The sequence below is a fragment of the Flagellimonas lutimaris genome, assembly GCF_051494225.1.
GTDB lineage: Bacteria > Bacteroidota > Bacteroidia > Flavobacteriales > Flavobacteriaceae > Flagellimonas > Flagellimonas lutimaris_A.
On sequence record NZ_JBNPYE010000001.1, the window covers coordinates 546120 to 572718 of the forward strand.

The following is a 26599-nucleotide window of genomic DNA, read 5'->3' on the forward strand; positions in this document are numbered from 1 at the left end:
CTGCAATTTCAATCAAATAATCAGTCTAACCCCACCAAGATCTTGTAAAGGGTATGGAAATCTATCCCCTGGACTGCCAATGAACATAAAATTAATGGGAATATTCCATCTTTCCGATAGTTCTTTAATTAATTCAGGAGTAAACTTTCCATATAACTGAATGTACTCGATTTTAATTTCTGGATATTCCCTATCCAAAACTTTCAAATCAGAAACAAAGCTTTCTGTGGCTTTTTCTCCTTCAGGAAAAACAGATACAATCTTTAATTTTCGGGTATGTTCATTGTTTCGTATGTAGAGTAAGACCTTGTTCAAAGCAGCGACATCATCTTTTTTGGTGAAGTATACAAATTCTTGATCGTTTATGCGGTCAATCATTCGATTAATGCCGCGATATGATTTCACCAAGAAACGGTTTATAGGGTCCAAGAAATACCGAATCAAACGAAGTAACAATTTTAAAAGGGCCGTTCTGTTGAGCATTACTAACACCAAAGCTATGGTTGGAATAAAATATTCCATAAAAACAGCCAAATAATCAGGGTTCAATAGAATATTACCTGCCAAAGCTGTGATAACGGCCAAAATAGCAACCAGCAAGGACAACCAACCAGAGTGTTCGGGACGTGGCAAGTTCTTCCGTCTTACTTTCAACAAGATGTTACCTATCCCAAAAAGGGCCATTACAGATAAAAAAGCTATGGTGTACACACCTGCCAAAGCCTCCAGATTACCTTCAGTAATCAATAGAATGGACACACAAAGCATAAAAAATACAATGGCAATGCGATAGGTGCTTCCATTTTTATTTCTTTTTAAAAGAAAAGGCGGTAGAATTCTATCCAATGTAATACGTTCCACTAAACCGGACACACCTACAAAAGACGTGAGTACAGCCCCGCTCAAAACCAGTACGGCATCCACAGAAACCAAGAAGGATAACCATGAACCACTTACTTGGTTGCCCATTATGGACAAGAGAGCTTCACTATTGGACTCTATATCTGAAATAGGTAAAACGGCAAGAGCCAAGAAGGCAATCAATGGATTAAAAATAGTAACCACTACCCACATATTGCGCAAGGTTTTGGGAAACACCCCTTTTTTCTGCTCCTCCACAAAGTTGGCCGAGCTCTCGAAACCGCTAATTCCCAACATGGCGGCAGAAAATCCAAAAAACAGCGCCATAGGCAATGCTCCATGTTTTACAGGCAATGCGTTGTTATTGGTAAACACATCCCATCCATGTTCAAAAAGATAGATGCCCGCGAAAGAGGACAATAAGACCAGTGAGGACAAATGGAAAATAAAAATGACAATTGCCACTTTAGAGGATTCCCCGATACCAATAATAACCAATCCCATAAAAACGGCCAACAAACCAATAGTGGCCAAAATAACGGGCAATTGAGGCACAATATTTTTTAAATAGGCCATGGCTTCATTAGCGGAAATAACTGCAGTTGCCATATAAGATAATAAGGTCAAGGACGCAGCCAAAGATGCCATGCTCTTACTTGTAGTGTTTAACAAGGCGTTGTATGCCCCTCCGTTCATAGGTAGTGCGCCGACTACTTCGCCATAAATTTTTCGAAATAAAAAAAGAACGGCCCCTACGATCAATAATGAAATCCATGCATATTGGCCAGCATGTAAAACGGCCAAGGCGGACACGTACAGGCAAGAAGAACTGATATCGTTACCACTGATAGAAGTTGAGGCCAACTCCCCGAGCTTTACTCTAATTTTTTGTGGTTCCATGAATATTGGTTTATTAAACCAACAACGAAGTTAGGGTATACAGCCAAAAATTCTAAATTTGGTAACGGAAAATAATTGTAATTATGAAAATCTTAGGCATAGGCTCCAGAATAGACCACCCAGAATACGGAAAAGGGGTGGTGACCAACGTATCGTCCAAACATTATTGGGTGACTTTTTTGGAAAACGGATTGGAAACCATTGATTTGGACGCTGAATTTGAAGTAATTGAAGGGGTGGAGGATGAAGTGGACAGCGTTAGCTTTTTTGATGTGGAACGTTCCTTGGTGAAGATTCTCGAAAAATGGAGCGATACGCACGAAAAAGTGGCCATAGCTGATAAATGGAAAGGCGGCAAATTGGTCTTGGAACCCGATGATGGCACGGCCAACAAAGAAATGCCGATTGAGACCTTTTTCCATAAAATTGTGATGGTGCGCGACCGTATCCGCGTGATGGAGCAAAAAATAAATAGTAGTAAAAACCTGGACGACCAAGAAAAGGTGGACCTACAGCAATACATTACCCGTATTTATGGCAGTTTAACAAGTTTTAATGTACTGTTTAAAACCAAAAACGACCATTTTGTGGGGGAGAGAGGTAAGGCATAGCCTTAAACTGCTTCTTTTATCTCAATTGAAGGTTTTCTTTGATTGTAACCTGTATGCTTGGAATGCAGCTTTGAATTGATTTTATCTTTTAACAAGATGTTTTCAATGTTTCCAAGATGGAAATTTTCCATTGAATTAAGCGACACCATTTCTACATGCCCCAAATTATAGAATATGCCATATTTACGCTTAACGTCATAGATCAACCATTTTTGGTCCGCGTAGCGGTCACGAAAATGTTTGGAAATCAAGGGAAGTACATCAAAATCGGGTTCAATGTTGGCAAAGTATATATTGTCCTTGGTCAACTGGAACCGAACAAAAGCTTCCATACGGTGTTTTTCCCGTCCCACTTTTTTGGCCAATTGAGCAATGTATAGCACCGTACTGTCCGAATAGTCCAAATACTTACCGTTTTGAGCCCTCATTAGCTTTTGAATGTAGGTGTAGAGCATCATTTCAACGCCTTCGGTTTCACTCAAAAATGCAAAATAAACATTAGATATGGCATTATGGCTCTTGTTACGGATACCGTTCCACACACGTTTGGCTTTTTCCACGTTGGTAAATACGGTTTCGGTGTCGGAAAACAAACCGCTTTGGGATTGATTGTTCTTTTGAATATCGGCCACATTGATTTTCTCATCAAAAGCAATAAAGACCGCAGTTAGAAATCCGTTGAAGCTACCATCGTAAATAAGGGTTGTTGTGGGTTCCATAATTGTGTTATTTAAAATGAAATACCTAACTTGGAAATATTCCAATCAAATATATGGAAATAATCCAAATAATGGAAATAATCCATAAAAGTTTTTGGAAATATTCCAAAATAACTATATTTGAGAAAGTATGGTCTGCATGATTGCATTTGAGATTAACACACGGTTTAATTTCTCAAGTGCGCTCGACAGACATTATCAATAGGATGATGGAAAATGAAATAACCTTAAAAAGATTTACGGATATCCGCAGGGAACTCGGATATACGCAAACCGAGTTCGCTAAATTGTTGGGCGTGAAGAACACCACTGCCGATATTGAGCGTGGGAGGACCAAACTCTCCGGAAAAGTTGTGACAGAGCTGCTTCGACAATTTAAAATAAATCCGTTGTGGTTGTTCGGTGAAAGTGACCAAAAACATTTGGATACTTCCAAAACCAGTGTTATTCCCAAAGTGGTTACTGTTGACAATTCCGAAAATGATAACATGGTGATGGTGAATGCCAAGGCGGCTGCGGGATATCCCCAAAATATAGCAGATACGAGTTGGTACAGGCAATTGCCCGCTTTTGATATGCCTATTCCCGAATTTCGGAATGCTACCTATCGCGGTTTTCAGGTGGAAGGGGACAGTATGTTGCCGAATTTAAGGCCCAATGACTGGGTTTTGGCCCGTGCGGTTGAGCATATCGATCATGTTAGTCCGAATAAAATGTATGTAGTGGTACTTCAAGATTCCGTTATGGTGAAAAAAATAGAGCGAAAGCCCAATTCCAATAACATCACTTTAGTTTCTTTAAGCGAGACCTATCCTCCCTACGAAATCAAACCGTTTCAAATCCAAGAAATTTGGGAAGTGAGCAGCAAACTCACTTTTAACGTGGATGCCACAACTGAAACTGGTTTGTTGAAGCAGTTACAACAATCTATGGACGAGCTGAAAAAGCAAATTGCCAAATAAGGCAACTTAGAAACCGTCTCCAAGGGTTTTGGTCTGAATTTTCATGAGATAATTGTCCGCGGTCATATAAAGAACTGACCCATCTTCTCCCCAAGCGCAGTTGGCCGTACGTTGTCCGGTTTCTATACGTCCCAATAGTTTTCCTTCGGGTGTTATTACCAAAAGACCACTCGGTCCCGTAGAGAAAAGGGTACCATCCTGAGCTACTTTAATCCCATCCAACGAACCTACAAGCCCAGATTCCAATAAGGAAGTTGCATCAAAAAAGATATGGCCCTTATCCAGTGAACCATCTTCATCGATGTTGTAAGCCATGATATAGGGGGCGTTGGAATCAGATTGATTTACATAGAGTATTTTCTCATCAGGGGACAGCGCCAGACCGTTTGGACGTGTAAGATTGCTGACTACCATGTCCACATTGCCATTGGGGGCTATTTTGAACACTCCAAAAGCATCAATTTCTCGAGTTTCGGAATTTTCTTGTTTTGGCAGACCATAGGGAGGATCTGTAAAATAATAAGTGCCATTGGAAGCTTGAACCACATCATTTGGGCTATTGAATCGTTTCCCCATCCATGTATCGGCCAACGTGAACTTTCCACCTCCCACCAAAGGCATTTTGGATATTCTACGGTCCCCGTGTTCACAGGCTACCAGTTCTCCATCATTATTTATAATGAGTCCATTACTTCCGGGCTCATTACTATAGGGAAGGACGCCAGTATATCCTGAAGGTTTTAAAAATTCGGAAAGACCTTCTCCATCTTTCCATTTAAAAATGGTGTTTTGAGGAACATCAGAAAATAGAAGAAAATCTCCTTCCTTGACCCAAACAGGGCCTTCTGACCAAATAAACCCTTCGGCAAGCACCTCTATTTTGGCATTCTCCTCCACATAGTCAAAAAAAGCATCATCCAGTACAACCAAATTGCCGGTGGTCTTTTGTTGCGCAAAACACCCTAAAGTAATACTCAGCAGGAGGAGAGGTAAGTTTTTCATTTTGAGAAATTTATATAAATATAAAGATGCCAATCCTTTAAAATCTTAGATCAATTGAGAAAGACAATTATCCTTGATGGCCTTAGCCAAAATATCTGCTGCAATAGGGTTCAGGCGAAACCACAATTCCGGTTCAAAGATTTCCAGTTCGGCCAAGGCCCAGTTTCCGTTGTTGTCCTTAAAGATATCAACCCTGGCATAAATCGGTAGTTCCGGGGCTGCCTCTACAACACTTTGGGCAAAAGCGATTTGTTCTTGGTCAGGCGTGTAATTATGCACGGTGCCTCCAAAATCATCTTGTACTCTAAAATCGCCTGGTTTTGCAATTTTCAGAACGGCATGGGTGAAGTCCCCATTAAAAACCATCATGGATATTTCTCCTTCTGAAACTATATTTTTTTGAAACTCTTGGAGCATCATGGCTTCTTCGGCCACCAATTCTTGGAAGATGTTTTCATGAACTTCAATTTCATCTTCCTCTATTTTATAGGTGTGACGCGCCGCTCCAGAAACACAGGGTTTTAAAATAAAGGTATCCGCTGTAAACCCATTATTAGTTCTGGCACTTGAAATAGTATCGGCAAGGGTGACTTTTGAACCTTGTTCCACAAAAATAGTTTTGGGGATATTTACACCAGCGTTTGATAAATCTTTCAAATAATGCTTGTCAATATTCCAATAAATAAGGCTTTTCGAATTGATAAACTGTGTTTGCTTCGAAGCTTCTTCCAGCCATCGCGAAAACTCCTGATACCTATCAAAATAGTCCCAAGTTGTTCTAAATAGAGCATATTTGGTGGTCGACCAATCAAAATTAGGGTCGTCCCATGATTTTCGAGTGACCTGTAAACCTTGCTTTTTTAAAGCCTCTAAAACCAGAAGGTCTTCTTGAAGTATATTTTCAATATAGGGTGTCTTCATTTCCGGAGCCACGTATCGGTGGTCTGTCAGAATAACAACATCAAACTCCATACGCAGAAAAATTAATATCCAACAGCGGTATCATCACCACGTTTATCGGCCCCGCCTTCCAGTTTTCCATTAGATAGAACACGAATGGCATCTACTTTACCAATAATAGGTGTTCGTTCCTCATTAATGATGTATCCTTTGGATTTTAAATCTGCCTTGAGCTCTTCCGAAAACCCTTCTGGTTCAAAAATCACCATGTCGGGCAACCATTGGTGATGGAAACGTGGCGCATTTACGGCTTCTTGCATGCTCAAGTTGAACTCATATACATTCAAAATGGTTTGGGCAACGGCAGTAATGATGGTAGAGCCACCAGGAGTCCCAACCACCATATAGAGTTTGCCATCTTTTTCTACAATGGTAGGGGTCATACTACTGAGCATACGCTTTTCTGGCGCAATACTGTTGGCTTCGGCACCTACTAGCCCAAACATATTCGGTACACCGGGCTTGGAGCTAAAGTCGTCCATTTCATTGTTCAAAAAGAATCCAAGTTCGGTACAGTAGAGTTTAGAACCATATCCTCCATTTAGGGTTGATGTGGCAGAAATGGCATTCCCCTCACTATCTACAATAGAGTAGTGGGTGGTTTGTGCACTTTCAATAATTTCCACTTCGCCATGGCTCACATCCGAGGATAGCGTTGCCTTATCAAACGAAAAATCGGCCATTCTTTCTTGCAGGTATTCGTCATCCAACAAAATATCATAAGGAATGTCCACAAAATCGGGATCTCCCAAGAAGAAGTTTCTATCGGCGTAGGCTCTCCGAGAAGCTTCTGTAAACAATTGAATGGTTTTAGGTGAGTTATGTCCAAACTTTGACACGTTGTAAGGCTCCATCATTTTGAATATTTGATTAATGGTAACTCCACCGCTACTAGGCGGACTCATAGAAATAACTTTAATGTCCTTATAATCAAAAACTACCGGGTCTCTCCAAACGGCTTCATATTTTTCTAAATCTTCCGTGGTGATCAAACCACCATTTTCTTGAACAAAGGCCGCTAATTTTTGGGCAACTTCCCCTTTGTAGAAACCATCCCGTCCTTCTTCCATGATTTTTTGAAGTGTCTTGGCATAGGCGGCGTATTTTATAGTATCCCCTGCTTCAAAAGGACCAGCGAACTTAGTGCTGTCGCCATTGGCTTCAATAAATTGTTCCCTGTACCCTTCCAATCGCTTGGCTTGCTTCTCGGTAACCACGACTCCTTTATTGGCAAGGGCTATGATAGGTTGAATAATGTCTTTTAATGGAAGTTTTCCAAATTTTCTGTGCACTTCTATCACGCCGGCCACAGTTCCTGGTACGCCTACGGCAGTTCCGCCAGAAGTACTCAGTCCAGGGATTACATTGCCCAAAGAATCCAAATACATGTCCTTATGAGCAGCCAATGGAGCTTTTTCTCGATAATCTATGCCTCCGACTTCGCCGTCGTTTCTACGGTAGACCATAAACCCACCTCCACCAACGCTACCTGCAAATGGATAGGCAACTACTAAGGAAAGTTCTGTGGCAACCATGGCATCAAAGGCATTACCGCCTTTTTTCATGATATCCACAGCAAGTTGTGAGGCTTCTTCACGTGCGGACACTACCATAGCTTTTTCAGCGACAAGTCCAGTAGGTTTGGCAGGTTGTTGTTTACAGTTAATAAATAAGATCAGGGGTAGAAGGAGAATCAGTTTTCGCATAAGGAAATAAATTTTTGGTTGGAAAAGGTTATTAATTCTTCAAAAAATGAAGTGAATTCTTTTTCGAAATCTATATAATGTTCTTCAAGGTCCAAAATGGCAAAATTCATTCTGGATTTGTTTTTGGTTCGTCGGTTCATTCCATTGAGTACGCGGTCAATTCCAGCTAAATTGGCATAATTGAGCAGCCAATTGTCAGCAATCATATAGGGCATCATTCGTTGGGTAGCAAGTGGTAAAATGTCATAGTTGTCCTCGAGTAAATCATAAAAATCCTCAACGTATTCATCCAAAGGCACATCGGAATAATCACTCCAATTTTTGGCCAAAAAATGATCGTAATAAATATCCACGATCACACGGCTATAATGACTGTAATTTTTATGTAGTCGTTTACTGCTTTGTCTAACAGTGGGATGGGAGTCGGTAAATGTATCAATTTCACGGTGCAGCAGAATTCCTTTTTGGATTCTATCTGGAAGATGCTTGTACTTGTTACCACGGATATGATCGGCAAAGAAATTACCCAAGGTGATTTCCTTATCATCAAACGAAAGATAGATATGCGCTAAGAAGTTCATCGGGGCAAATTTCTTTTCTGTCGAAATTTACAAATTCAAAACATGGAATCGAATATGCCCGACTATATTTGCAAAAACTTTTTTAACAATTATGACACTGATAAAATCAATTTCGGGAATACGAGGTACAATTGGAGGCAATACTAACGATAACCTAACACCTGTTGATGCGGTTAAATTTGCAGCAGCATATGGCAGTTGGTTAAAAACGTATTCCGAGAAAGAGAAATTAAAAGTTGTAATTGGCAGGGATGCACGTTTGTCAGGGGAAATGATTCAGAACCTAGTAGTTTCTACATTGGTAGGGTTGGGAATAGATGTAATCGATTTAGGCTTGTCCACTACACCTACGGTAGAAATTGCGGTGCCTTTGGAAAAAGCTGACGGAGGAATCATTTTAACGGCCAGCCATAATCCCAAGCAATGGAATGCCCTTAAATTGTTGGATGAAAAAGGGGAGTTTTTGGATGCTGAGCAGGGGGCAAAGATTTTGGCATTGGCCGAAAAAGAGGATTTTAATTTTGCAGAGGTCGATGATTTGGGTGAAATCATTAAAAATGATTCCTATATCGATATCCATATTGATGAAGTATTGGAATTACCCTTGGTGGATGCAGAAACCATCAAAAAAGCTGGATTTAAAGTGGTTGTTGACGGGGTTAATTCCACAGGGGGCATTGCCATTCCGAAGCTACTTGAAGAGTTGGGGGTGGAAGTTGTGAAGTTGTATTGTGACCCAACTGGACATTTTCCACACAATCCCGAACCTTTGAAGGAGCATTTAGGGGACATCAGTAAAAAAGTTGTGGAAGAAAAAGCGGACTTTGGAATTGTGGTGGATCCCGATGTAGACCGATTGGCGTTCATAAGTAACGACGGTGAAATGTTTGGTGAGGAATACACTTTGGTCGCCTGCGCCGATTATGTATTATCAAAAACGAAAGGAAATACAGTTAGCAACTTATCATCTTCAAGAGCTTTGCGCGATGTTACCGAAAAACATGGTGGCACTTACGAGGCTGCTGCCGTGGGAGAGGTGAACGTAGTGACCAAAATGAAAGCCAACAACGCCATAATCGGTGGTGAGGGGAATGGTGGAATTATTTATCCTGAAAGTCATTATGGGCGTGATGCCTTAGTTGGAACAGCATTGTTTTTAATGTTGATGGCCGAAAAAGGCGGAACTGTGGCCGAACTGCGTGCCAGTTATCCTAGCTACTTTATGAGCAAAAAGAAGATCCAACTGACTCCAGAATTGGATGTGGATGCGCTTTTGGATGCCATGCACAACAAATACAAAGGTGAAGAGGTATCTACGATCGATGGTGTTAAAATTGATTTCCCTGAGAACTGGGTGCATTTAAGAAAATCGAACACCGAACCTATTATTCGAATTTATACCGAGGCAAAATCACAAGACGAAGCCGATGGTTTGGCCGATCGTATTATTGGTGAAATTAAGGAAGTAGCGGGACTTTAAGAATTAATTGCTCTTGCAGGCTTTTGTTGAAACTCTTGTGGGGCTTTGTCCTTATGTTTCCAGCGTTTATGTGTCCAGAAGTAATATTCTGGTGCCTCCCGAATAGATTTTTCTGTTTCCCTTAAAAAGGCATCTGTAATTCCATAATCGGGAACCTCGGTAGGGTTTTCGGTAAGTATTTTAAAGGTACCTTCATAATAGCCTCTACCTAATTTCTTTACCTTAAGGTACACGGGAATTATATCGTTGGTTTTGCAAATTTCTTCACCACCTACATGAGCGGGAACCACTATTCCCATAAAGTCGGTCCAGTATTTGGCTCGGCTTACCATGGGCGATTGGTCGCTGATAATGCCAACCATGAATAACTCGTTACTCTCTTTGGCAGCCTCCAGGATTTTTCTGGATTCTCTTGTGGAAATCAGTTCGGTATTGTATTTACCGCGGATGTCCCTTACCAATTTATCAAAATACTTGTTTTCTACTTTTTGATAAATACCGTAGCCTTTGGATAATATTTGAAGATTTAAGGATAGAACCCACTCCCAACTGGCATAGTGGGGAAGCATAAGCATTGTATTGACTTCTTTTTTTTCCAAGCCATTGAGCAGCTCAATATTGGTTACGGTAAACCGCTCTTGAATTTCTTTTTTGCTCATTCCCATGGTCTTCATCATTTCCAAGAAGATGTCGCACATGTGCCTGAAGAATTTTTTTTCTATCCGTAAACGTTCTTCTTCGGACTTTTCAGGGAATACAAGCGCTAAATTGTTGCGTACCACTTTTTTACGATATCCAATCATATTGTACAAAAGCACGTAGACAACATCAGAAATAAAATATATGACTTTGAAGGGAAGTCTGGAAATCAACCAGAGCAATGGATAAACAAGGATATAAACTACAAGCTGCATAGACTATTCTTGTGTACAAATATAGCTATATTTGAACCCAAACCTTTAATTACATGCTCAATTTACATATCGCTACTATTGCTATAATGGCCGCCAATGTTTTGGTATCACTGCGCGGTTTCAATAACATGGCTTTTTTTGATAGATACAAGTTCAGTATCAATGCCATACAGGCTGGTCAGAAGGAAAGAATGGCAACTTCTGGCTTTTTGCACGTGGATATTTCCCATTTGTTCCTTAACATGTTTACGCTCTATTTTTTTGCTCCTGTGGTGATTGGTTGGTTCGGTTCTGTGAAGTTTTTGATAATTTACTTCGTCAGCTTGATTGCGGGTAGTCTGTTGGCCCTGTTTTTCCATAAAAACGAACCTTTTTACAGTGCAGTTGGTGCAAGTGGGGCAGTTATGGGGGTTCTGTATGCGGCCATCTTGTTGAATCCCGATATGCAATTGGGCATTATGTTTATCCCTATTCCGTTGCCAGCTTATGTTTTGGGTATCGCTTATCTGTTGTATTCCATTTGGGGAATGAAGAGCAGAATGGGCAATATTGGACATACCGCTCACTTTGGTGGTGCCATTGGAGGTTATGCGACCACCTTGCTTTTTAAGCCGGAACTTTTTGTAACGGATACTTTGATCGTAGTATTGCTGGCCATACCGATTATTATTCTCTTTGTATTGGATAAAATGGGCAAAATATAATCCAACAAAAAAGGCCTTGAAATTATCAAGACCTCCTTTTGTCGAAAATATATTTTGTTGTCTAGCTTTTACCTAGAATTTCAGCTACTTTTTGCTCTAAGGCAGGACCTCTTAGGTCTCTTGCTACGATAACACCGTTTTCGTCCAATAAAAATGCAGCAGGAATCGCATTGATGTTGTACAAACGTGCAATCGGGTCTTGGAAGCGTTGCAAATTGGAAATATGATTCCAAGCCAAACCATCAGAAGCTATAGCATTGGTCCAATGTTCTGCCTTATTGTCCAGGGAAACTCCCAATACATCAAAACCTTTTTCGTGATACTTTTGATAAACAGAAACTATATTCGGGTTTTCTGCACGGCAAGGTTTGCACCATGCTGCCCAAAAATCGACCAACGTTAGTTTGGCGTTGCTTGTAACATCGCTAAGGGCCAGTACATCACCATTTGGGGTAGGGGCAGAAAAGTCTGGTGCGACCGCACCAACTTCAGTGGATTTTAAATTTTCCAACTGTTCACCAACTTTTTTACCGGGTTCAGTTGCTTGCATCTCTGGTGTTAGTCCTTCAAACATGGTTTTAATCTCATCAACCGGAAGGGCTTTAGTAGCCAATAAATTACCGACAATCAAAACAGAGATGAATGCATCGGGATGGTCTTTGACATAATCTATATTAAAGTTCTTGGCATCTTCCTGAAACTCGATAAATTCTTCACGCAATGCGGTAACAGTAGCCGTATCTTGCTGTTGTGCGGCCATGCGCATGTCGTTTTGCATGGACCTGGCACGTTGTGATAATTTACGGGACTCGGTTAAAAAGTCCATAAACAACTCATTTTGCGCTGTACCTTTAAGCTTTGCCTGGTCTATGCTGTCTTTTTGGAACTCAATTTCAATATTTCCATTTTCCACAATAACTGGGACATTGCCACGAGCTTTGTCCACAAAAATGTAGTGCATTTTTGGTTCGACTTGGTTTCCGCTGAATGTAAATAAACCATTCTCAACGGTTGTAGTGTCAATGTCTATTAATTGGTTAATGGAATCTGTGGTCTTTAAAAATATCTGGGTGCCATTTTCGGGTTCACCGGTAATAGAGCCTCTTAATGTGTATCCCTTAGGGTCGGAATTACAGGATGTCAAAAATAAAACACCTAAGGATAACGCAAATAATTTTTTCATTTCAAAATATTTAGAGTGCTAAGGTATTCAATACTTATGGCATAAAAAAACCCTTGACTCTATAAGAATCAAGGGTTAACTTTTTATTTAGAACTGATTAGAACTGATATCGAATACCTAGGGCAATATCAAAATCAAAATCGTTGTCAAAGCCATCGTAACCAAGTATACCAATTTCTGGTCTAAAATCCAGCGATAGCAATAGTGGTATATCAAAATTGTATTCCACACCAATGTCACCTGCCGCAAATACAAAAAGTCCATCGTTATCGGAATCAAAATTTGGATTAGGTTCAAAATCTACACTTCCTAATCCACCACCAACACCGTAATACCAATTAAAATTACCATCCAATTGATGCACCCATTGGTATATTCCGGCCAATTTAAAGGCGTCAAAATCCCTACTGTCTCGCCAACCTAGGTCAAACTCGGCTCGGTGATACTGTCCAATGGATTTTTGGTAAGAAATCTCAGCTCCAAAGCCGTCACTGTCTCCCAATCTAAGCCCTAGGGCATGTTCTGATATGTTTTGTGCGCTTAGGCTAGCTGTTGCAAACAAAATAAATACTGAAAATAATGTGGTAATCTTCATGAGATTCTCGTTAAGTTAAAAATTAGAGATAGTTTTGTAACTAGATTTACGTTCGAAAAACTGTTTTGGTTCCCTAAAAGTATTCCAAATTGATTAAAAGTTTGTTAAAAAACCTTTCAGAAGCATTGGAAGGCGAGTTGTTGTTCGATGATTTGAGCAAAGCAATCTACGCTACGGATGCTTCAGTATATAGAAAGCTACCGACAGCGGTGGCCTACCCTAAAAATGTTGCCGATTTAAAAAAACTGGTCGCATTTGCCAACACAAACAAGGTCGGACTTATTCCTAGGACAGCGGGTACTTCATTGGCCGGTCAATGTGTTGGGGAAGGCATTGTAGTCGATGTTAGTCGCTACTTCACCAAAATAATCAGTTTGGATAAGGATAAGAAGCAGGTTACGGTACAACCAGGTGTGGTTCGTGATGAGCTTAATCAATATTTAAAGTCCTTTGGTCTTTTCTTTGGCCCAAATACTTCTACGTCCAACCGTTGTATGATTGGTGGGATGGTAGGGAATAATTCATCGGGAACTACATCCATTCAATATGGAGTAACCAGGGACAAGGTTTTGGCAATGCAATGTGTTTTGTCTGATGGAAGTGATGCATTTTTCTCCAACCTTTCCAAAAAGGAATTTGAGGAAAAAAAGAGGGGGGATTCGCTGGAAGCCAAAATCTATAACAAGTTATTCGATGAACTTTCCAATCCTGAAATCCAGAACAATATAAAAGCAGAATTCCCAAAACCCAGTATCCACAGACGAAACACGGGGTATGCAGTGGATGAATTGCTCAAAAACAACATTTTTGGAGAAGATGAAACCGAATTCAATCTCTGTAAGCTACTATCAGGAAGTGAGGGTACACTTGCATTTACTACCGAAGTAACGCTACAACTGGATGATTTACCGCCATCATATGCCGCAATGGTGGCCACCCACTATAAAACCTTGGAAGATTGTTTAAGTGATGTGGCTCCCGTGATGCAGCACAACCTGCACCTATGTGAGATGATGGACAAGGTTATTTTGGACTGCACCAAGAATAACAGGGCACAATTGGCCAATCGTTTTTTTGTGGAAGGAGACCCGGCCGGGATTTTAATGTTGGAAGTAAAAGCGGATTCAAAAGAAGATTTGGACAAACAACTGGACAAACTTTTAAAAACCATTGAAAATTCTGGATTAAGTTATGCCAGTCCTGTTTTGTACGGTGACGATATCAACAAGGCCATTGAACTGCGTAAGGCAGGACTAGGTCTTTTAGGAAATATGGTGGGGGATAGAAAAGCAGTAGCCTGTATTGAAGACACTGCTGTTGCCCTGGAAGACCTCAAGAATTTTATTGGGGAGTTTTCCCAGATTATGAAAGGGTACAATCAAGATGCAGTGTATTATGCCCATGCCGGAGCGGGTGAATTGCATTTACGACCTATTCTCAATTTAAAAAAGGCAGAGGATGTGGTGTTGTTCCGAAGTATTACTACCGATGTGGCGAAACTCACTAAAAAGTTCCATGGAAGCTTTAGTGGCGAGCATGGTGACGGTATTGTACGTGCCGAGTTCATTCCGTTAATGATCGGTGAAACCAATTATGAGCTATTAAAAAGGGTAAAAAACCTCTTTGACCCGAACCTTGTGCTCAATCCAGGTAAAATTGTGGACGCTTATCCGATGGATGAGTCTCTGCGTTACGAAGTAGACCGTGAAGAACCAGTATTGAAAACACTAATGGATTTTTCGGATAGCCAAGGGATTTTAAAAGCTGCCGAAAAATGTAACGGTAGTGGAGATTGCAGAAAAAGCCACCACATGAACGGGGGGATGTGCCCAAGCTATCAAGCCACAAAGGATGAAAAGGATACTACACGTGGTAGGGCCAATGCGTTACGGGAGTTTTTGACCAATTCTGAAAAAACCAATCGGTTCGACCATGAAGAACTCAAAAATGCTTTCGATTTATGTTTGAGTTGTAAAGCCTGTGCCAGTGAATGTCCAAGTAATGTGGATGTTGCCGCATTAAAAGCTGAGTTTCTTTATAATTATCAAGAAGCGAACGGATATTCGTTGCGAAGTAAACTTTTTGCCTATAACACACAATTGAACGCTTTGGGAAGCAAATTTGCTGGCCTCACCAATTGGATGTATGAATCCAAAACCCTAGGTGGTATGCTGAAAAAGGCGGTTGGGGTGGCACAGGAACGGAATTTGCCCAAAGTAGGCCAATTCAATTTCAAAAATCATTTAAAAAAATATAGGGTTAAGCGAACAGATTTATCCAAAAAGCAGGTAGTTCTTTATATTGATGAGTTTGTGAAGTATCTGGATATTCAAGTTGGAAAAGATGCCATTGAGCTTCTCTGTAAACTGGGCTACGATGTGGAACTATTCTATGGCGAAAGCGGTAGGACGTACCTTTCCAAAGGATTCTTGAAACAAGCCAAGAAGTTGGTAGCGAAGAACATGCAAAATTTGAAAGGTATCTTGAATGAAGGAACACCAATTGTAGGTTTGGAGCCTTCGGCAATTTTATCTTTTCGCGATGAGTACCAACGTTTGCACGATGATAAGGACCAATTGCAGAAACTGGCATCCAATTCATTTTTAATTGAAGAGTTTTTGGCCGACGAAATCGCCAAAGGCCATATTTCTTCCGATAGTTTTACCAAAGAGGAACGAACCATTAAAATTCATGGGCATTGCCATCAAAAAGCGTTGAGCAATCAAAAAGTGACGTTTGATGTGCTGAACTTACCAAAAAACTACAAAGTGACAATTATATCGTCAGGTTGTTGTGGTATGGCAGGCTCTTTTGGATATGAGGAAGAACACTACGAAACCAGTATGAGGGTAGGGGGCCTAAAGTTGTTCCCTGCGGTGGAGAAAAGCTCGGAAGACACTTTAATTGCCGCAAATGGGACAAGTTGTAGGCATCAAATTAAGGATGGGACAAAAAGGGAGGCGCAACACCCTGTTTCAATCTTGAGACAGGCCTTGGTTATCTAAAGAATCCTTGTCTATATTTTCTTCGGTTTCGCTGAAATGTTCCTCAGTAAGGTCTTCAATAGTTGCTTCTTTGTCGGTAATGGAAGCGATGAGGTCGTTCATGTCCATTTCCTTTAAATCCTCATCCATAAAGAAAGGGGAGAGCCTATCGTGGTTATAATGATAGATTTTCCAACGCTTGAACGAATATTCCAATGCGGTCAGGTTTTCTACCCAATCACCAGAATTTAGATATGTACAGCTGCCATATTTATTTTCGTAAATCTCTTTTTTAGGTTGATGGATATGTCCACAGACCACATAATCGTAGTCATTTTCTATAGCAAGCTCAGCAGCTGTTTTTTCAAAATCATTGATGTACTTCACAGCACCCTTTACGCTATTCTTAATGCGTTTGGACAGCGAATATTTTTCACGTCCCATTTTGGCCAAGCACCAATTCAGAAAACTGTTGATCAAAATCAAGAGGTCGTATCCATATCCGCCCAATTTGGCCAACCATTTGGCATTTTGTATCGAAACATCAAAGACATCACCATGAAAAATCCATGCTTTTTTACCATCCAAATTCAGTACCAATTTGTCCACCACTTTAAAGTTTCCCATTGAAGTATCACTGAACTTACGGAGCATTTCATCGTGATTTCCAGTAATGTAGTAAACTTCAGTACCTTTGGAAGCCATCCCGATGATTTTTCTCAAAACCTTTAAGTGCGATGGTGGAAAATAACGTTTACTGAACTGCCAAATATCAATAATATCACCATTTAAAACGAGCTTTTTGGGCTGTATACTGTTGAGGTAAGTAATGAGTTCATCGGCATGACAGCCGTATGTTCCCAAGTGAACATCTGAGATAACTGCCAATTCTATCTTCCTTTTTTTCAATGCAATAGGGTTTGTATGCAAAATAAAACGGTAGGAATAAAATAGAAATCAAATCGAAGTCATTAATTCATGAGGATATTGTTAAATAATCATCACCTTGAAACTAAATATGTTACAATAACATTAAGCCAAAACACTGTTTTTGAATTAGATTTGTAACGTTTACCTTTGAGCGCAGCATAATTTTATACCGAATGGCAGGAAATTCTTTTGGACAACTTTTTAGACTCACCACCTTTGGTGAATCACACGGAAAAGCTTTGGGAGGCATCATCGATGGTTGTCCTGCCGGAATTGAATTGGACTTGGAGCAGATTCAATTGGAACTGAACCGCAGAAAACCAGGGCAATCAGCCATTGTAACCCAACGTAAGGAGCCCGATACGGTTGAAATTTATTCTGGTGTTTTCGAAGGAAAGACTACTGGAACGCCTATTGGTTTTGCGATCCACAATACCAACCAAAAATCCAAAGATTACTCACATATCAAAGATTCCTACCGACCATCGCATGCTGACTATGTATACGATAAAAAGTACGGTTTCCGTGATTACCGCGGAGGTGGAAGAAGCTCAGCCCGCGAAACGGCGAGCAGGGTAGTGGCAGGCGCCATTGCAAAGCAGTTTTTGAGTGATATTAAAGTAAATGCCTTTGTCTCTCAAGTTGGGGAGATGAAATTGGACAAGTCATATCAAGAATTGGATTTTTCCAAGATAGAATCCAATGCAGTTCGTTGTCCGGATACCGAAATGGCCCAGAAAATGGAGGACTATATCAAATCCATTAAGAAAGAAGGAGATACCATTGGTGGTGTTATAACTTGTGTCATTCAAAATGTACCGGTCGGTCTTGGTGAACCTGTTTTTGATAAGCTACATGCCAAATTAGGTGAAGCCATGTTGTCCATCAATGCGGTAAAAGGTTTTGAGTACGGAAGTGGCTTTGCTGGAGTTGCCATGAAAGGAAGCGAGCACAACGATGCCTTTAATCAAGATGGAACTACAAAAACCAACCGTAGCGGTGGAGTTCAAGGAGGGATAAGTAACGGAATGGATATCTACTTTAACGTAGCGTTTAAACCTGTAGCCACAGTTTTACAATCTTACGAAACCATCAACAAGGAAGGTGAAAAGGTAACTGCCCAAGGAAAGGGAAGGCACGACCCCTGTGTTGTTCCAAGAGCGGTTCCCATTGTAGAGGCAATGGCCGCATTGGTTTTGGCAGATTATTCACTTTTGGCCAGAACTAACAAAATCTAACTGACCCGTTAGGTGGTTTCCAATCAATAAAGTATCTTACCGACCATAATTTTACTTTATGAAGAAATTGGAATTGCACTGGCAAATCCTGATCGGGATGCTACTTGGTATTCTTTTTGGATTTGCAATGACCCAAATTAGTTGGGGTAAGGAATTTGTATCGGATTGGATTCAGCCTTTAGGGACCATTTTTGTAAAACTACTTAAACTTATTGCTATACCCTTGATCGTAGCATCTCTGGTCAAAGGTATCTCAGACCTCAAAGACATCTCAAAATTTAGGAATATTGGTTTAAGGACCATTGCAACATATATTATTACTACGGTGGTGGCCATAACCATTGGTCTACTTTTAGTAAATGTAATGAATCCGGGAAGTGGAATTGCTGATGAAACGGTAACCAAACTTACCGAAACTTATGCAGGTGATGCCGGAGTGACTTCTAAAATTGAAGAAGCAACAAGACAAAAAGATAGCGGACCATTGCAATTCTTGGTCGATATGGTGCCCGACAATGCTTTGGCTGCTATGACCGATAACGGTTTGATGTTACAAGTTATTTTCTTTACCATTTTTCTTGGTATTTCCATGTTGTTGATCGGGGAGAAAAAGGCTAAACCATTAAAGGATTTCTTTGATACATTGAACGATGTTGTCCTAAAAATGGTGGATTTAATCATGTTGACCGCTCCTTATGCTGTATTTGCTTTGTTGGCAGGGGTAGTGGTTTCTTCAAGTGATCCAGATTTATTATTGGCATTGTTAAAATATGCCGGAGTAGTGGTACTGGGTCTGGTTCTTATGATTGTTTTTTACTCTATTGTTGTTGCAGTTTTTACCAAAAAGAACCCATTTTGGTTTTTAAAAGAAATCAGTCCTGCACAATTATTGGCATTTTCCACCAGTTCCAGTGCGGCCACCCTACCGGTGACCATGGAAAGGGTAGAGGAACATATTGGAGTGGACAAAGAAGTATCCAGTTTTGTGCTTCCAGTGGGTGCTACAATCAACATGGATGGTACTAGTTTGTACCAAGGTGTTGCGGCAGTATTTATTTCCCAAGCATTAGGCTTTGATCTTACTTTTGGCGATCAGTTGACCATTGTATTGACCGCACTTTTAGCTTCGATTGGTTCTGCAGCTGTTCCCGGAGCGGGAATGGTAATGTTGGTGATTGTATTGGAGTCCATTGGGTTTCCACCAGATAAATTGGCCATTGGTCTTGCCTTGATTTTTGCAGTGGACAGACCTTTGGATATGTGCCGAACTGTAGTAAATGTTACAGGTGATGCAACGGTTTCCATGCTCGTGGCCAAATCAGTGGGTAAACTTGGAAAACCACATGTTCACGATTGGGATGAGCACTATGATGAAGTGAAATAATCACGACTTTATCGTTATAACTAGTAAATCTGATATGTCACTTCGATTGATTTTCGGAGAAAATTATATCGAGAAGTAGTTGTATGTAGTGGCACAGGAATGAAAACATACTACGTTTACATTTTGTCTTGCTCCGATAAGACCTATTATACAGGTGTCACTTCAGATTTGACCGAAAGACTAGAATCTCACCAAAGAGGAAAATATGCGAACAGTTATACGTATTCAAGAAGACCTGTTGAACTGGTATACTACTGTGAGTTTACTGAGCCAATGAAAGCAATAGCTTTTGAGAAGCGAATCAAAAAGTGGTCACGACAGAAAAAGAAAGCACTTATTGATGGAGAATACGATAAGCTGCCTAATCTGGCAAAGAAAAAATTTAACAGCAAATAGTTTTTGAATATATGTCACTTCGAGTGATTTTCGGAGAAAATTGTATCGAGAAGTGTTTCTTGTTAGAATGTATTTACGTTCACCGCTTAAGAGTTCTCGATACGTTTTCCATTCACTCTGTTCATAGAAAACACTCGAACTGACGGGGATAAATCATGAAGGGGTCACTTGTAGTAAAATTGTACCAAGAAGTGCTACCCCAAAAACTTTGCCTTGAGCTCAGGTGTGGGGATCATGCAAGATTCCTTTTTCCCGAACCACTTATAGCGATTTTTGGCAACAAAGTCATAAATGCTATTTCGGATAGAAGTAGGAATCCATGTGAAAATAGCGGACAACTTCCATAATCCACCAAGTTCTTGTGCAATTTCCAGAGCAGCATCAGATTTGGTATAGTAGGCCACTCCGGGCTCAATAAGGATAATGGAGTCCACCTTGGTCCTATCGATATGGCGCTGATTTACCAGTTCCTGTCCCACTTCGCTTTGTAGGGCCGCATAGCGGAACACATCTTTTTTGTCCCGTTTGATGACAAACAGAACAGAGCTGTTGCATAGGTTGCACACCCCATCGAACAATATGATTTTTTTATGGTTTTGCATGGTGCAAAGATAAAAGAAGTCGTGGGTAAAAGGTTTGGAATGAAATAGGTATTGTTTGATTTGGTTTTAATCCAATGGACTTGGTTGCCTAATGTTGTGATTCCAGGGCCAAACGTGCCATATCCCTTGAAAGCGAAAATGCGTTCCTTCGATTTCCAAAACTATTGGACAGTACCGTGGTCACCATATTATGATCCATAAAAATTGAAAAAAAAGTACTTGCTCCTGGCTGTGATCCTCCATGCTGGATAATTCTACCTAGCTTGGGATCATGGTATACGGCCCATCCAAAACCATAAGGGTCATCACCAATGGCCGGGGCCAATTCATCTGTTGCATTGATCATCATTTCAAGGGAACTGCGCTCAACCAGTTTGTTGTGCAATATTGCTTCTCCAAACTTAAGAAGGTCTTTTGCGGTAGATTGTACTCCTCCGGCCGAATATATGATACTTAGATCGGTTTTTGGGCTTTTTATATAGGTTGAGCCTACTTTGAGATAGAGCCTTGAATCGTTCTTGTTTTTTTGTCCATCTTCTTCAAGACCGGTGTTTATCATTCCTGCAACGTCCCAAATGTATTGTTTCATATATTCTCCATAGCTCATATGGGTCACATTCTCTATGATAGCCCCTAAGACAGTATATCCGTAGGAAGAATATAAGAAGCGGGTTCCTGGTTCAAACTCCAGTTCCTTGTGTTTAAAGGACTCCAGCGCAGCTTTTAGTGAGGTATAGTGTGTAAACGAGAGTGCATCCCAATTTGATGAATAATGAGGAATTCCAGAGGTGTGCTTTAGTAATTGCCTAATGGTAATGTCCCCCTTGGCTTTTTTGGGAAAATCGGTGAGATATGTTTGTATGGGTTTATCCAAGTCCAGAACCCCTTTTTCATACAATTGCATAATTGCTATGGCCGTCATAGGTTTGGTTATGGAGGCTATTCGCATCAGGGTGTTATCGTTGGTTCGTATCCGGTCCCTTTTATTACAGAAACCACCACCACTTACATACTGCCCGCAATTCTCAATGTACAATCCTGCGGTTACGCCCAAAAAGTTATGGGAGGCCAATTGCGCATCGATCAGTTGGTTTGCTTTGTCTTCCAATTGGTTGTCCAGTGAAAAGGTTGTGTTTACGCAATTAAAATTTACTTCACTTTTACTTTTGGGGACATCTACCGACCGAAATGGGTTCAGGGATAAGGGTTCAACAACCCAAAACATCCCAATGGCCAGAAGGGCAGTCAGTATCAGGAGTGTGTTTCTTTTTTTCATTGGATGGTGGTATTGATTATTTGACGAAACACGGTCAAAGTACTTACAATGTAATGGTTAAGTGATTATTGACGATAATTTTCCTCCATGCTTGACCCATACCACTATCTGGATAATCGATTCTATTTAGACAAGCTTTTTATCCAGTATTTACTCCTTAAGTTGTTTAACCGGTCAATTCCGAGTAGACTTTTGTCAATACCCTGCCATCTTATAAATTTCATCAGGGGTAAGTTCACTGAGTTCAAGAACGCTTTTACCGGATTTGGCCATTGCTTTTCGAATTAGATAGTTTCCGGTTCGGTAACCAACCGCCAACCTACCATCAGGATGTTGGAACATCCAATGTTGATAGTTTGCATTGATCGGCAACGACCTAATTTCCTCTACCCATTGCTCTGCAATGGCTGCTTCAGGTGGAGTATCGGCTTCCATGGTCTCCCCGGTATATTCCTCGGAGAATACAACGGCGAGCCCCTCATTTATGGCCGCGATGGATATGCCCGGGCCATAAACATTGTCCTGAATGGCCCAACCACGTGATAAGTGGTGGAATTCGTGAAAAATGGTATGTTTTAATGCCGTTTGCGTGGCTTTGGTCACGCCGCCCGGAAATTTCTCTGAAATTTGAATGAACACAACGGGAGGGGTATTGGTTTCCGTACGCCCGGTAACGCCTCCGACCACGTCAAGGTCCCAATCTACAATTTCCAAGGATACGTTTATGCTGTCCGGTAGGGTAGGCAGTAGGGTCCGGATTTCTTTTTCTGATTCCAAAACTACTTCGCGAATGAGTTCTTTTTGTGATGGGGTGAATGCGTTTGCGTCCTCTTTAAAAGTGATGATGGAACTTGTGGGTTCCGTGTTGTTTGGGGCATTTTTGCAATTGCTGATTACCATGGTTGCAAGAACCAACGATAGGATTTTGATTGATTTCATTGTATACTGTTTCACCTGTAGACTTCCCAAAAGCAATTTTGTTACACTGGAATCAAAGAGAAATCCAAAAATGTAATTTTTGGATTTCTCAGTCGTCGCTATTCTACTCATGTCGAAATGACAATGGGGCTGTAAACCAAAAGGCTACAAGATATAATCCTGTAGGAGCAAGGAAATTACCAATACTTTAACGACCGAGAAAGGTCTCGATTAATTTTCCAAAAGAATTTCATCACTGGTTGGTAAAATAATGAGGAAGCGGACTTTACTTCTTAAGTTGCTTTAATCGGTCAATTGCGTTTTGATTCTGGGAATTTAAGTTTAATGACTTTTCAAAACTTTCTATTGCTTTGTCTTTATCATCCATAAATAGATAAGCTTCCCCCAAACTATCAAAAAGATTTGCAGAATTTGGATAAAGTTTTGTTGCCAATAAAAAAACATGTATTCCTTGTTCCGATGTATTCGGGTTGAAAACGAGTTGCAATCCAAGTGTGTTAAGATTATTTTCAGGAATTTCCATTATTGGGTGTTCTTTTTTGGTTGCAACATACAAGTCGTAAAGCTTATTATAGTCTTGCTGCAAGGCCAATTCATTAAAATCTTTGAAAGTGAAATTTTGACTGTTGGCTTTTTTGGACTGTTTGGTCAAAAGACCTTTTTTAATGCCATTATTGAGTGCATTGTTCTCAATAAATTTTAATGCACTTCCATCGTTTTTTAAATAGGCGTTTAAAAAGTTTAAAGCGTAAACCGAAACCAATTTATAGGATTCCATAATTTCAGGATCATTTTTGTCCTGTCTTTTATCTCTTTGCCCGAAAAGAATACCTAGTGTGCTAAAATAAGAATGAGTTAGATTTTGAAACTTTAAACGATATGCATTACTATTTGTGATACTATCGAACAATTGAAATTTTATATTTAACTCGGGATCAATATTATCTTCTTTAAGAACTTGTTCAGGTATATCTTTCTGTGCCATATGAATGTATGGAACGTCTACCTTCTCTGGTTCAAAAAACGGTGATTTTTTTAATAACCCGTATTGATACCTTTCTGTACCATCAAGACTGACAACTGCTTTTATTTTATCATTTCTGGTTATAGCAAGTATGTTCGCTAAACCTCCAAAGCTGAAACCCATAGTTGCGATTTTGTTAGTGTTGGCAATTGGAAACTTTGAAACCTCTTTTATTAAAAACTCCACATCTCTGGCTTGGGTTTCCATCTCCTTCGCATTATTTCTGCCAAACCAACGCGTTTCGGTTCCTCTGCTTGGGCTGGAGATCACAATATATCCGTGACAGGCCAAATATTCACAAAGCGCAAAATTTTCTATGGACGATGCCTGATAACTTGGTGCGTAAACTACAACCGGGAATTTACTGTTTCCAAATTCCAATTCCGAGTAGGCTTTTGTTATTTCCGTAAGATGTTCTTGGTTTTCAGTTGTGTTCGCATAGTAAAACCATTTTAGTATTTCTTCATTTGGCAAGTGCTCCCATTCCTCTTCTTCTTTTAGGATTTCCAAATAATCCAAAACCTTCAATTGTTTTTTGCCATTGGTATTTTGGCGTGAAGGATACCAAATACTTATAGGGATCGGTCTAGGAATTTTTTGATTGACAAAATCATAAATCCTACTGTAAGTTCGTGTGCTGTCAGAAATGGTATAATGTTTAAATCCAACACTATAATTTCCAAAATCCAAGTCAATTTTGTTTAATGAGGTTTGCCCATTGGATATTGTGGATAGCAGGATAAAGGTTGTAAATAGTAGTAATCGCATTATTTTGGAGTTAGTGTTCACAATTAGATATATAATGGTTTGATGACCGTTACTGTTGTTTTTTAAATTACCCAGCTGATTTATTCTGAAAGATTAAGTTGCCATGAAATGCCATATTTGTCTTCGCACCATCCGAACTTTTCACCAAATCCGTAATCCCCTTCGCCATGGTAATTATCCAGAGGGACCATAACGTGGCCTCCATTTGAAGAAAGTTCTTCGAACAAAGTTTGTATCTCATCTTCAGAGTTGCAGGAAACAAAAAGCGATACCCCGGGCGTAAATGACCAAGCGTGATCATAATTACTTTCGGAAACCATATACTCCACACCATTTAATTTAAACACCCCATGTTTTATAAGCTCTGGTGTTCCTCCTGCCTCACCTGCTGGGTATTTTGTTATGCTTTTAATTTCCGAGTTTGGGAAGATGGAAGTGTAGAAATTTATAGCTTCTTCGGCTTTTCCGCATTGAGCACCTACAAATGTTAGAAATGTGGTTGTTTTCATTTTTTTTGAGGTATGGTCCAGACGAAATTTGCTGTACCGAATTACTGCCAAGTTGTTTAGCTACCTGTAAAATACAATTTTATACCCCAAAATGGAATAAAATCGCTGTCATTCCAAACAGACCAAAGGGAGTGTGAGAATTTTAGAAACTACATTTTGGATTTCTTAATGGTCGCCGTGCTCCTTATGTCGAAATGACAATGGGGCTGTAAACCAAAAGGCTACAAGATACAATGTTAATTAAGGGAGCGGGTAGTACGGTGCCATTACGCAGAGCCATTGTTTTACTTTCGTTATTTATTCGTTTTGTTCAATAAATTGGTATGTCTTCTTATCAAGGTTAAGAATAACGTGATAGTTTCCAGGTTTTACTTGAATATTGTTGCCAAAGGATAAAGTATTTCCATTGGGAAAAGTGTCGCCCCCCCAATTAAAATTCCAATTTTCTCCTTCTCGGAATTTTACCGAACCTTTGGTTAGATTAAAATCTCCTTCCCAGATAGCTTCTAATTCATTTGTTAAAGTCAATGGGAGGTTGGTGCTCCAATTATTATGTGGTGTAGCATCTCCTATTAATCCAATATCGGAATAAAGTAATTTTACATTGGGATAATAGTCTTGGATAAAGGTTTTATTAGTGTTTGCTATTGCTATCAAATCATCAATAAAAATTAAATGCGTTGATTTTATACTTTTTACAGATTTTAATGCATTTAGAAATACAGGATTCTTAATTAGTTCGAATGCCTTATCAATATCGGTCTCACTAAAAAAATTGGAGTCCATATTTTCAAAATCATTTATGGCAGAATAACCGAAAACAATACTGGGATATGGTATGTTCGATTTCTCTAAAAAAGGCAAGATAATCTTCCTGTTGTAGTTAAATCCTTCGTTTATGGTACTGCCATAAGAAGATAGGCTCTTATTCAAATTACTTTGTTTCTTGTTATGAGGATTGAATTTGAGATAACCGATGAGATATGAAATTTCCGAGTTTGTCCCGGATGGTTCTGTATCTAAATAATACAATAGATGAGGGAGTAATTCTTTATCTATTTCATCTGCATGTTGAACTAGGTCATCTATAATTTTAATTTGTTGGGATAATTGATATCTTGTTAGTTTGAGATTATCTGAATCTTGGTCTACAACTGTAAATATTTGTTGTAAAACAGCTTTAAATTCATCCTCGTTTTTTCTTGATTCATTCCAGTTATTTAATTGTAATGCGATTACAATCCCAATAACCACGAGAATAATTTCCCCAATGGCATATTTCAGATACTTTCCAGTTTTGCCTTCTGAAAGTAATCTTTGTCTAACTTTTCTAAAGAATTTTATCATTGGTCAATCGTTGGTTATAATAAA

The 26599-nt window shown here is 39.8% G+C and carries 24 protein-coding genes; 8 read left to right on the plus strand and 16 right to left on the minus strand.

All coding sequences use genetic code 11. The features are described from left to right. Positions 1-12: 12 nt before the first annotated feature. The gene (locus ACQQ5U_RS02440; protein WP_437395348.1) at positions 13-1761 is read right to left on the minus strand and encodes an APC family permease; all 1749 of its coding nucleotides are present in this window, start codon (positions 1759-1761) and stop codon (positions 13-15) included. Between the two features lie 83 nt (positions 1762-1844). Between ACQQ5U_RS02440 and ACQQ5U_RS02445 the strand changes: the two genes are divergently transcribed. Beyond that, positions 1845-2372: a hypothetical protein gene (locus ACQQ5U_RS02445; RefSeq protein ID WP_437395349.1), complete on the plus strand. Its 528-nt coding sequence runs from the start codon at positions 1845-1847 to the stop codon at positions 2370-2372. A gap of 2 nt (positions 2373-2374) precedes the next feature. Here the strand turns inward: ACQQ5U_RS02445 and ACQQ5U_RS02450 are convergent, their stop codons facing one another. Further along, positions 2375-3091, minus strand: coding sequence for a TIGR03915 family putative DNA repair protein (locus ACQQ5U_RS02450; protein WP_437395350.1), 717 nt, complete (start codon positions 3089-3091; stop codon positions 2375-2377). Positions 3092-3300: 209 nt separating this feature from the next. Here ACQQ5U_RS02450 and ACQQ5U_RS02455 point away from each other — a divergent pair, with 209 nt between their 5' ends. After that, entirely contained in the window at positions 3301-4053 is a 753-nt protein-coding gene (locus tag ACQQ5U_RS02455; protein ID WP_437395892.1) for an XRE family transcriptional regulator, read from the plus strand. 6 nt (positions 4054-4059) lie between these two features. Here ACQQ5U_RS02455 and ACQQ5U_RS02460 read toward each other — a convergent pair whose 3' ends face one another. From ACQQ5U_RS02460 to ACQQ5U_RS02475, 4 genes are read right to left on the minus strand one after another with little or no spacing between them, the layout of a single operon-like run. After that, on the minus strand, positions 4060-5055 hold the full coding sequence (locus tag ACQQ5U_RS02460; RefSeq protein ID WP_437395351.1) for an SMP-30/gluconolactonase/LRE family protein: 996 nt from the start codon (positions 5053-5055) through the stop codon (positions 4060-4062). A 45-nt stretch (positions 5056-5100) separates the two neighbouring features. Next, a complete protein-coding gene (locus tag ACQQ5U_RS02465) occupies positions 5101-6027 on the minus strand; it encodes an ATP-grasp domain-containing protein (protein WP_437395352.1) in 927 nt (308 codons plus the stop codon). 11 nt (positions 6028-6038) lie between these two features. Then, the gene (gene ggt / locus ACQQ5U_RS02470) at positions 6039-7721 is read right to left on the minus strand and encodes a gamma-glutamyltransferase (protein WP_437395353.1); all 1683 of its coding nucleotides are present in this window, start codon (positions 7719-7721) and stop codon (positions 6039-6041) included. Then, the gene (locus tag ACQQ5U_RS02475) at positions 7709-8302 is read right to left on the minus strand and encodes an ACP phosphodiesterase (protein WP_437395354.1); all 594 of its coding nucleotides are present in this window, start codon (positions 8300-8302) and stop codon (positions 7709-7711) included. The genes ggt and ACQQ5U_RS02475 overlap by 13 nt, the downstream gene beginning before the upstream one ends. 91 nt (positions 8303-8393) lie before the next feature. Between ACQQ5U_RS02475 and glmM the strand changes: the two genes are divergently transcribed. Next, positions 8394-9782, plus strand: a complete 1389-nt coding sequence (gene glmM, locus ACQQ5U_RS02480) for a phosphoglucosamine mutase (protein ID WP_437395355.1) — start codon at positions 8394-8396, stop codon at positions 9780-9782. Here the strand turns inward: glmM and ACQQ5U_RS02485 are convergent. Continuing rightward, the gene (locus tag ACQQ5U_RS02485) at positions 9779-10696 is read right to left on the minus strand and encodes a lysophospholipid acyltransferase family protein (RefSeq protein WP_437395356.1); all 918 of its coding nucleotides are present in this window, start codon (positions 10694-10696) and stop codon (positions 9779-9781) included. The two genes, glmM and ACQQ5U_RS02485, sit on opposite strands and share 4 nt — an antisense overlap. A 53-nt stretch (positions 10697-10749) precedes the next feature. Here ACQQ5U_RS02485 and ACQQ5U_RS02490 point away from each other — a divergent pair, with 53 nt between their 5' ends. Beyond that, positions 10750-11400 carry a rhomboid family intramembrane serine protease gene (locus tag ACQQ5U_RS02490; protein ID WP_437395357.1) on the plus strand — a complete coding sequence of 217 codons (651 nt, stop codon included), beginning with the start codon at positions 10750-10752 and terminating at the stop codon, positions 11398-11400. A gap of 61 nt (positions 11401-11461) precedes the next feature. On the opposite strand, the gene ACQQ5U_RS02495 is transcribed toward ACQQ5U_RS02490, so the two are convergent. Further along, positions 11462-12583, minus strand: coding sequence for a DUF4369 domain-containing protein (locus tag ACQQ5U_RS02495; protein ID WP_437395358.1), 1122 nt, complete (start codon positions 12581-12583; stop codon positions 11462-11464). Positions 12584-12680: 97 nt separating this feature from the next. Further along, positions 12681-13178, minus strand: coding sequence for a hypothetical protein (locus ACQQ5U_RS02500; protein ID WP_437395359.1), 498 nt, complete (start codon positions 13176-13178; stop codon positions 12681-12683). Positions 13179-13267: 89 nt separating this feature from the next. Here ACQQ5U_RS02500 and ACQQ5U_RS02505 point away from each other — a divergent pair, with 89 nt between their 5' ends. Further along, positions 13268-16183 (plus strand): FAD-binding and (Fe-S)-binding domain-containing protein, encoded by a 2916-nt coding sequence (locus ACQQ5U_RS02505; RefSeq protein ID WP_437395360.1) that lies wholly within the window; start codon positions 13268-13270, stop codon positions 16181-16183. Here the strand turns inward: ACQQ5U_RS02505 and ACQQ5U_RS02510 are convergent. Further along, the gene (locus ACQQ5U_RS02510) at positions 16154-17071 is read right to left on the minus strand and encodes a UDP-2,3-diacylglucosamine diphosphatase (protein WP_437395361.1); all 918 of its coding nucleotides are present in this window, start codon (positions 17069-17071) and stop codon (positions 16154-16156) included. The genes ACQQ5U_RS02505 and ACQQ5U_RS02510 overlap by 30 nt on opposite strands. Before the next feature lie 194 nt (positions 17072-17265). Here ACQQ5U_RS02510 and aroC point away from each other — a divergent pair, with 194 nt between their 5' ends. From aroC to ACQQ5U_RS02525, 3 genes are all read left to right on the plus strand, one after another. Continuing rightward, the gene (gene aroC, locus ACQQ5U_RS02515; RefSeq protein WP_437395362.1) at positions 17266-18330 is read left to right on the plus strand and encodes a chorismate synthase; all 1065 of its coding nucleotides are present in this window, start codon (positions 17266-17268) and stop codon (positions 18328-18330) included. A gap of 58 nt (positions 18331-18388) precedes the next feature. After that, a complete protein-coding gene (locus ACQQ5U_RS02520) occupies positions 18389-19714 on the plus strand; it encodes a dicarboxylate/amino acid:cation symporter (RefSeq protein WP_437395363.1) in 1326 nt (441 codons plus the stop codon). Between the two features lie 99 nt (positions 19715-19813). After that, complete coding sequence (locus ACQQ5U_RS02525; protein WP_437395364.1) at positions 19814-20110, plus strand: GIY-YIG nuclease family protein; 297 nt, start codon at positions 19814-19816, stop codon at positions 20108-20110. Between the two features lie 194 nt (positions 20111-20304). Here the strand turns inward: ACQQ5U_RS02525 and ACQQ5U_RS02530 are convergent, their stop codons facing one another. The 6 genes from ACQQ5U_RS02530 to ACQQ5U_RS02555 form a co-directional block, all read right to left on the minus strand. Further along, the gene (locus ACQQ5U_RS02530; protein WP_437395365.1) at positions 20305-20712 is read right to left on the minus strand and encodes a thiol-disulfide oxidoreductase DCC family protein; all 408 of its coding nucleotides are present in this window, start codon (positions 20710-20712) and stop codon (positions 20305-20307) included. Between the two features lie 88 nt (positions 20713-20800). Next, complete coding sequence (locus ACQQ5U_RS02535; protein ID WP_437395366.1) at positions 20801-21988, minus strand: serine hydrolase domain-containing protein; 1188 nt, start codon at positions 21986-21988, stop codon at positions 20801-20803. A 195-nt stretch (positions 21989-22183) separates the two neighbouring features. Continuing rightward, the gene (locus tag ACQQ5U_RS02540; protein WP_437395367.1) at positions 22184-22927 is read right to left on the minus strand and encodes a DUF2268 domain-containing putative Zn-dependent protease; all 744 of its coding nucleotides are present in this window, start codon (positions 22925-22927) and stop codon (positions 22184-22186) included. A gap of 265 nt (positions 22928-23192) precedes the next feature. Next, complete coding sequence (locus tag ACQQ5U_RS02545) at positions 23193-24332, minus strand: dienelactone hydrolase family protein (protein WP_437395368.1); 1140 nt, start codon at positions 24330-24332, stop codon at positions 23193-23195. A 467-nt stretch (positions 24333-24799) separates the two neighbouring features. Further along, positions 24800-25228, minus strand: coding sequence for a VOC family protein (locus ACQQ5U_RS02550; RefSeq protein ID WP_437395369.1), 429 nt, complete (start codon positions 25226-25228; stop codon positions 24800-24802). A gap of 297 nt (positions 25229-25525) precedes the next feature. Continuing rightward, positions 25526-26575, minus strand: coding sequence for a DUF6090 family protein (locus ACQQ5U_RS02555; RefSeq protein ID WP_437395370.1), 1050 nt, complete (start codon positions 26573-26575; stop codon positions 25526-25528). Positions 26576-26599: the final 24 nt, after the last annotated feature.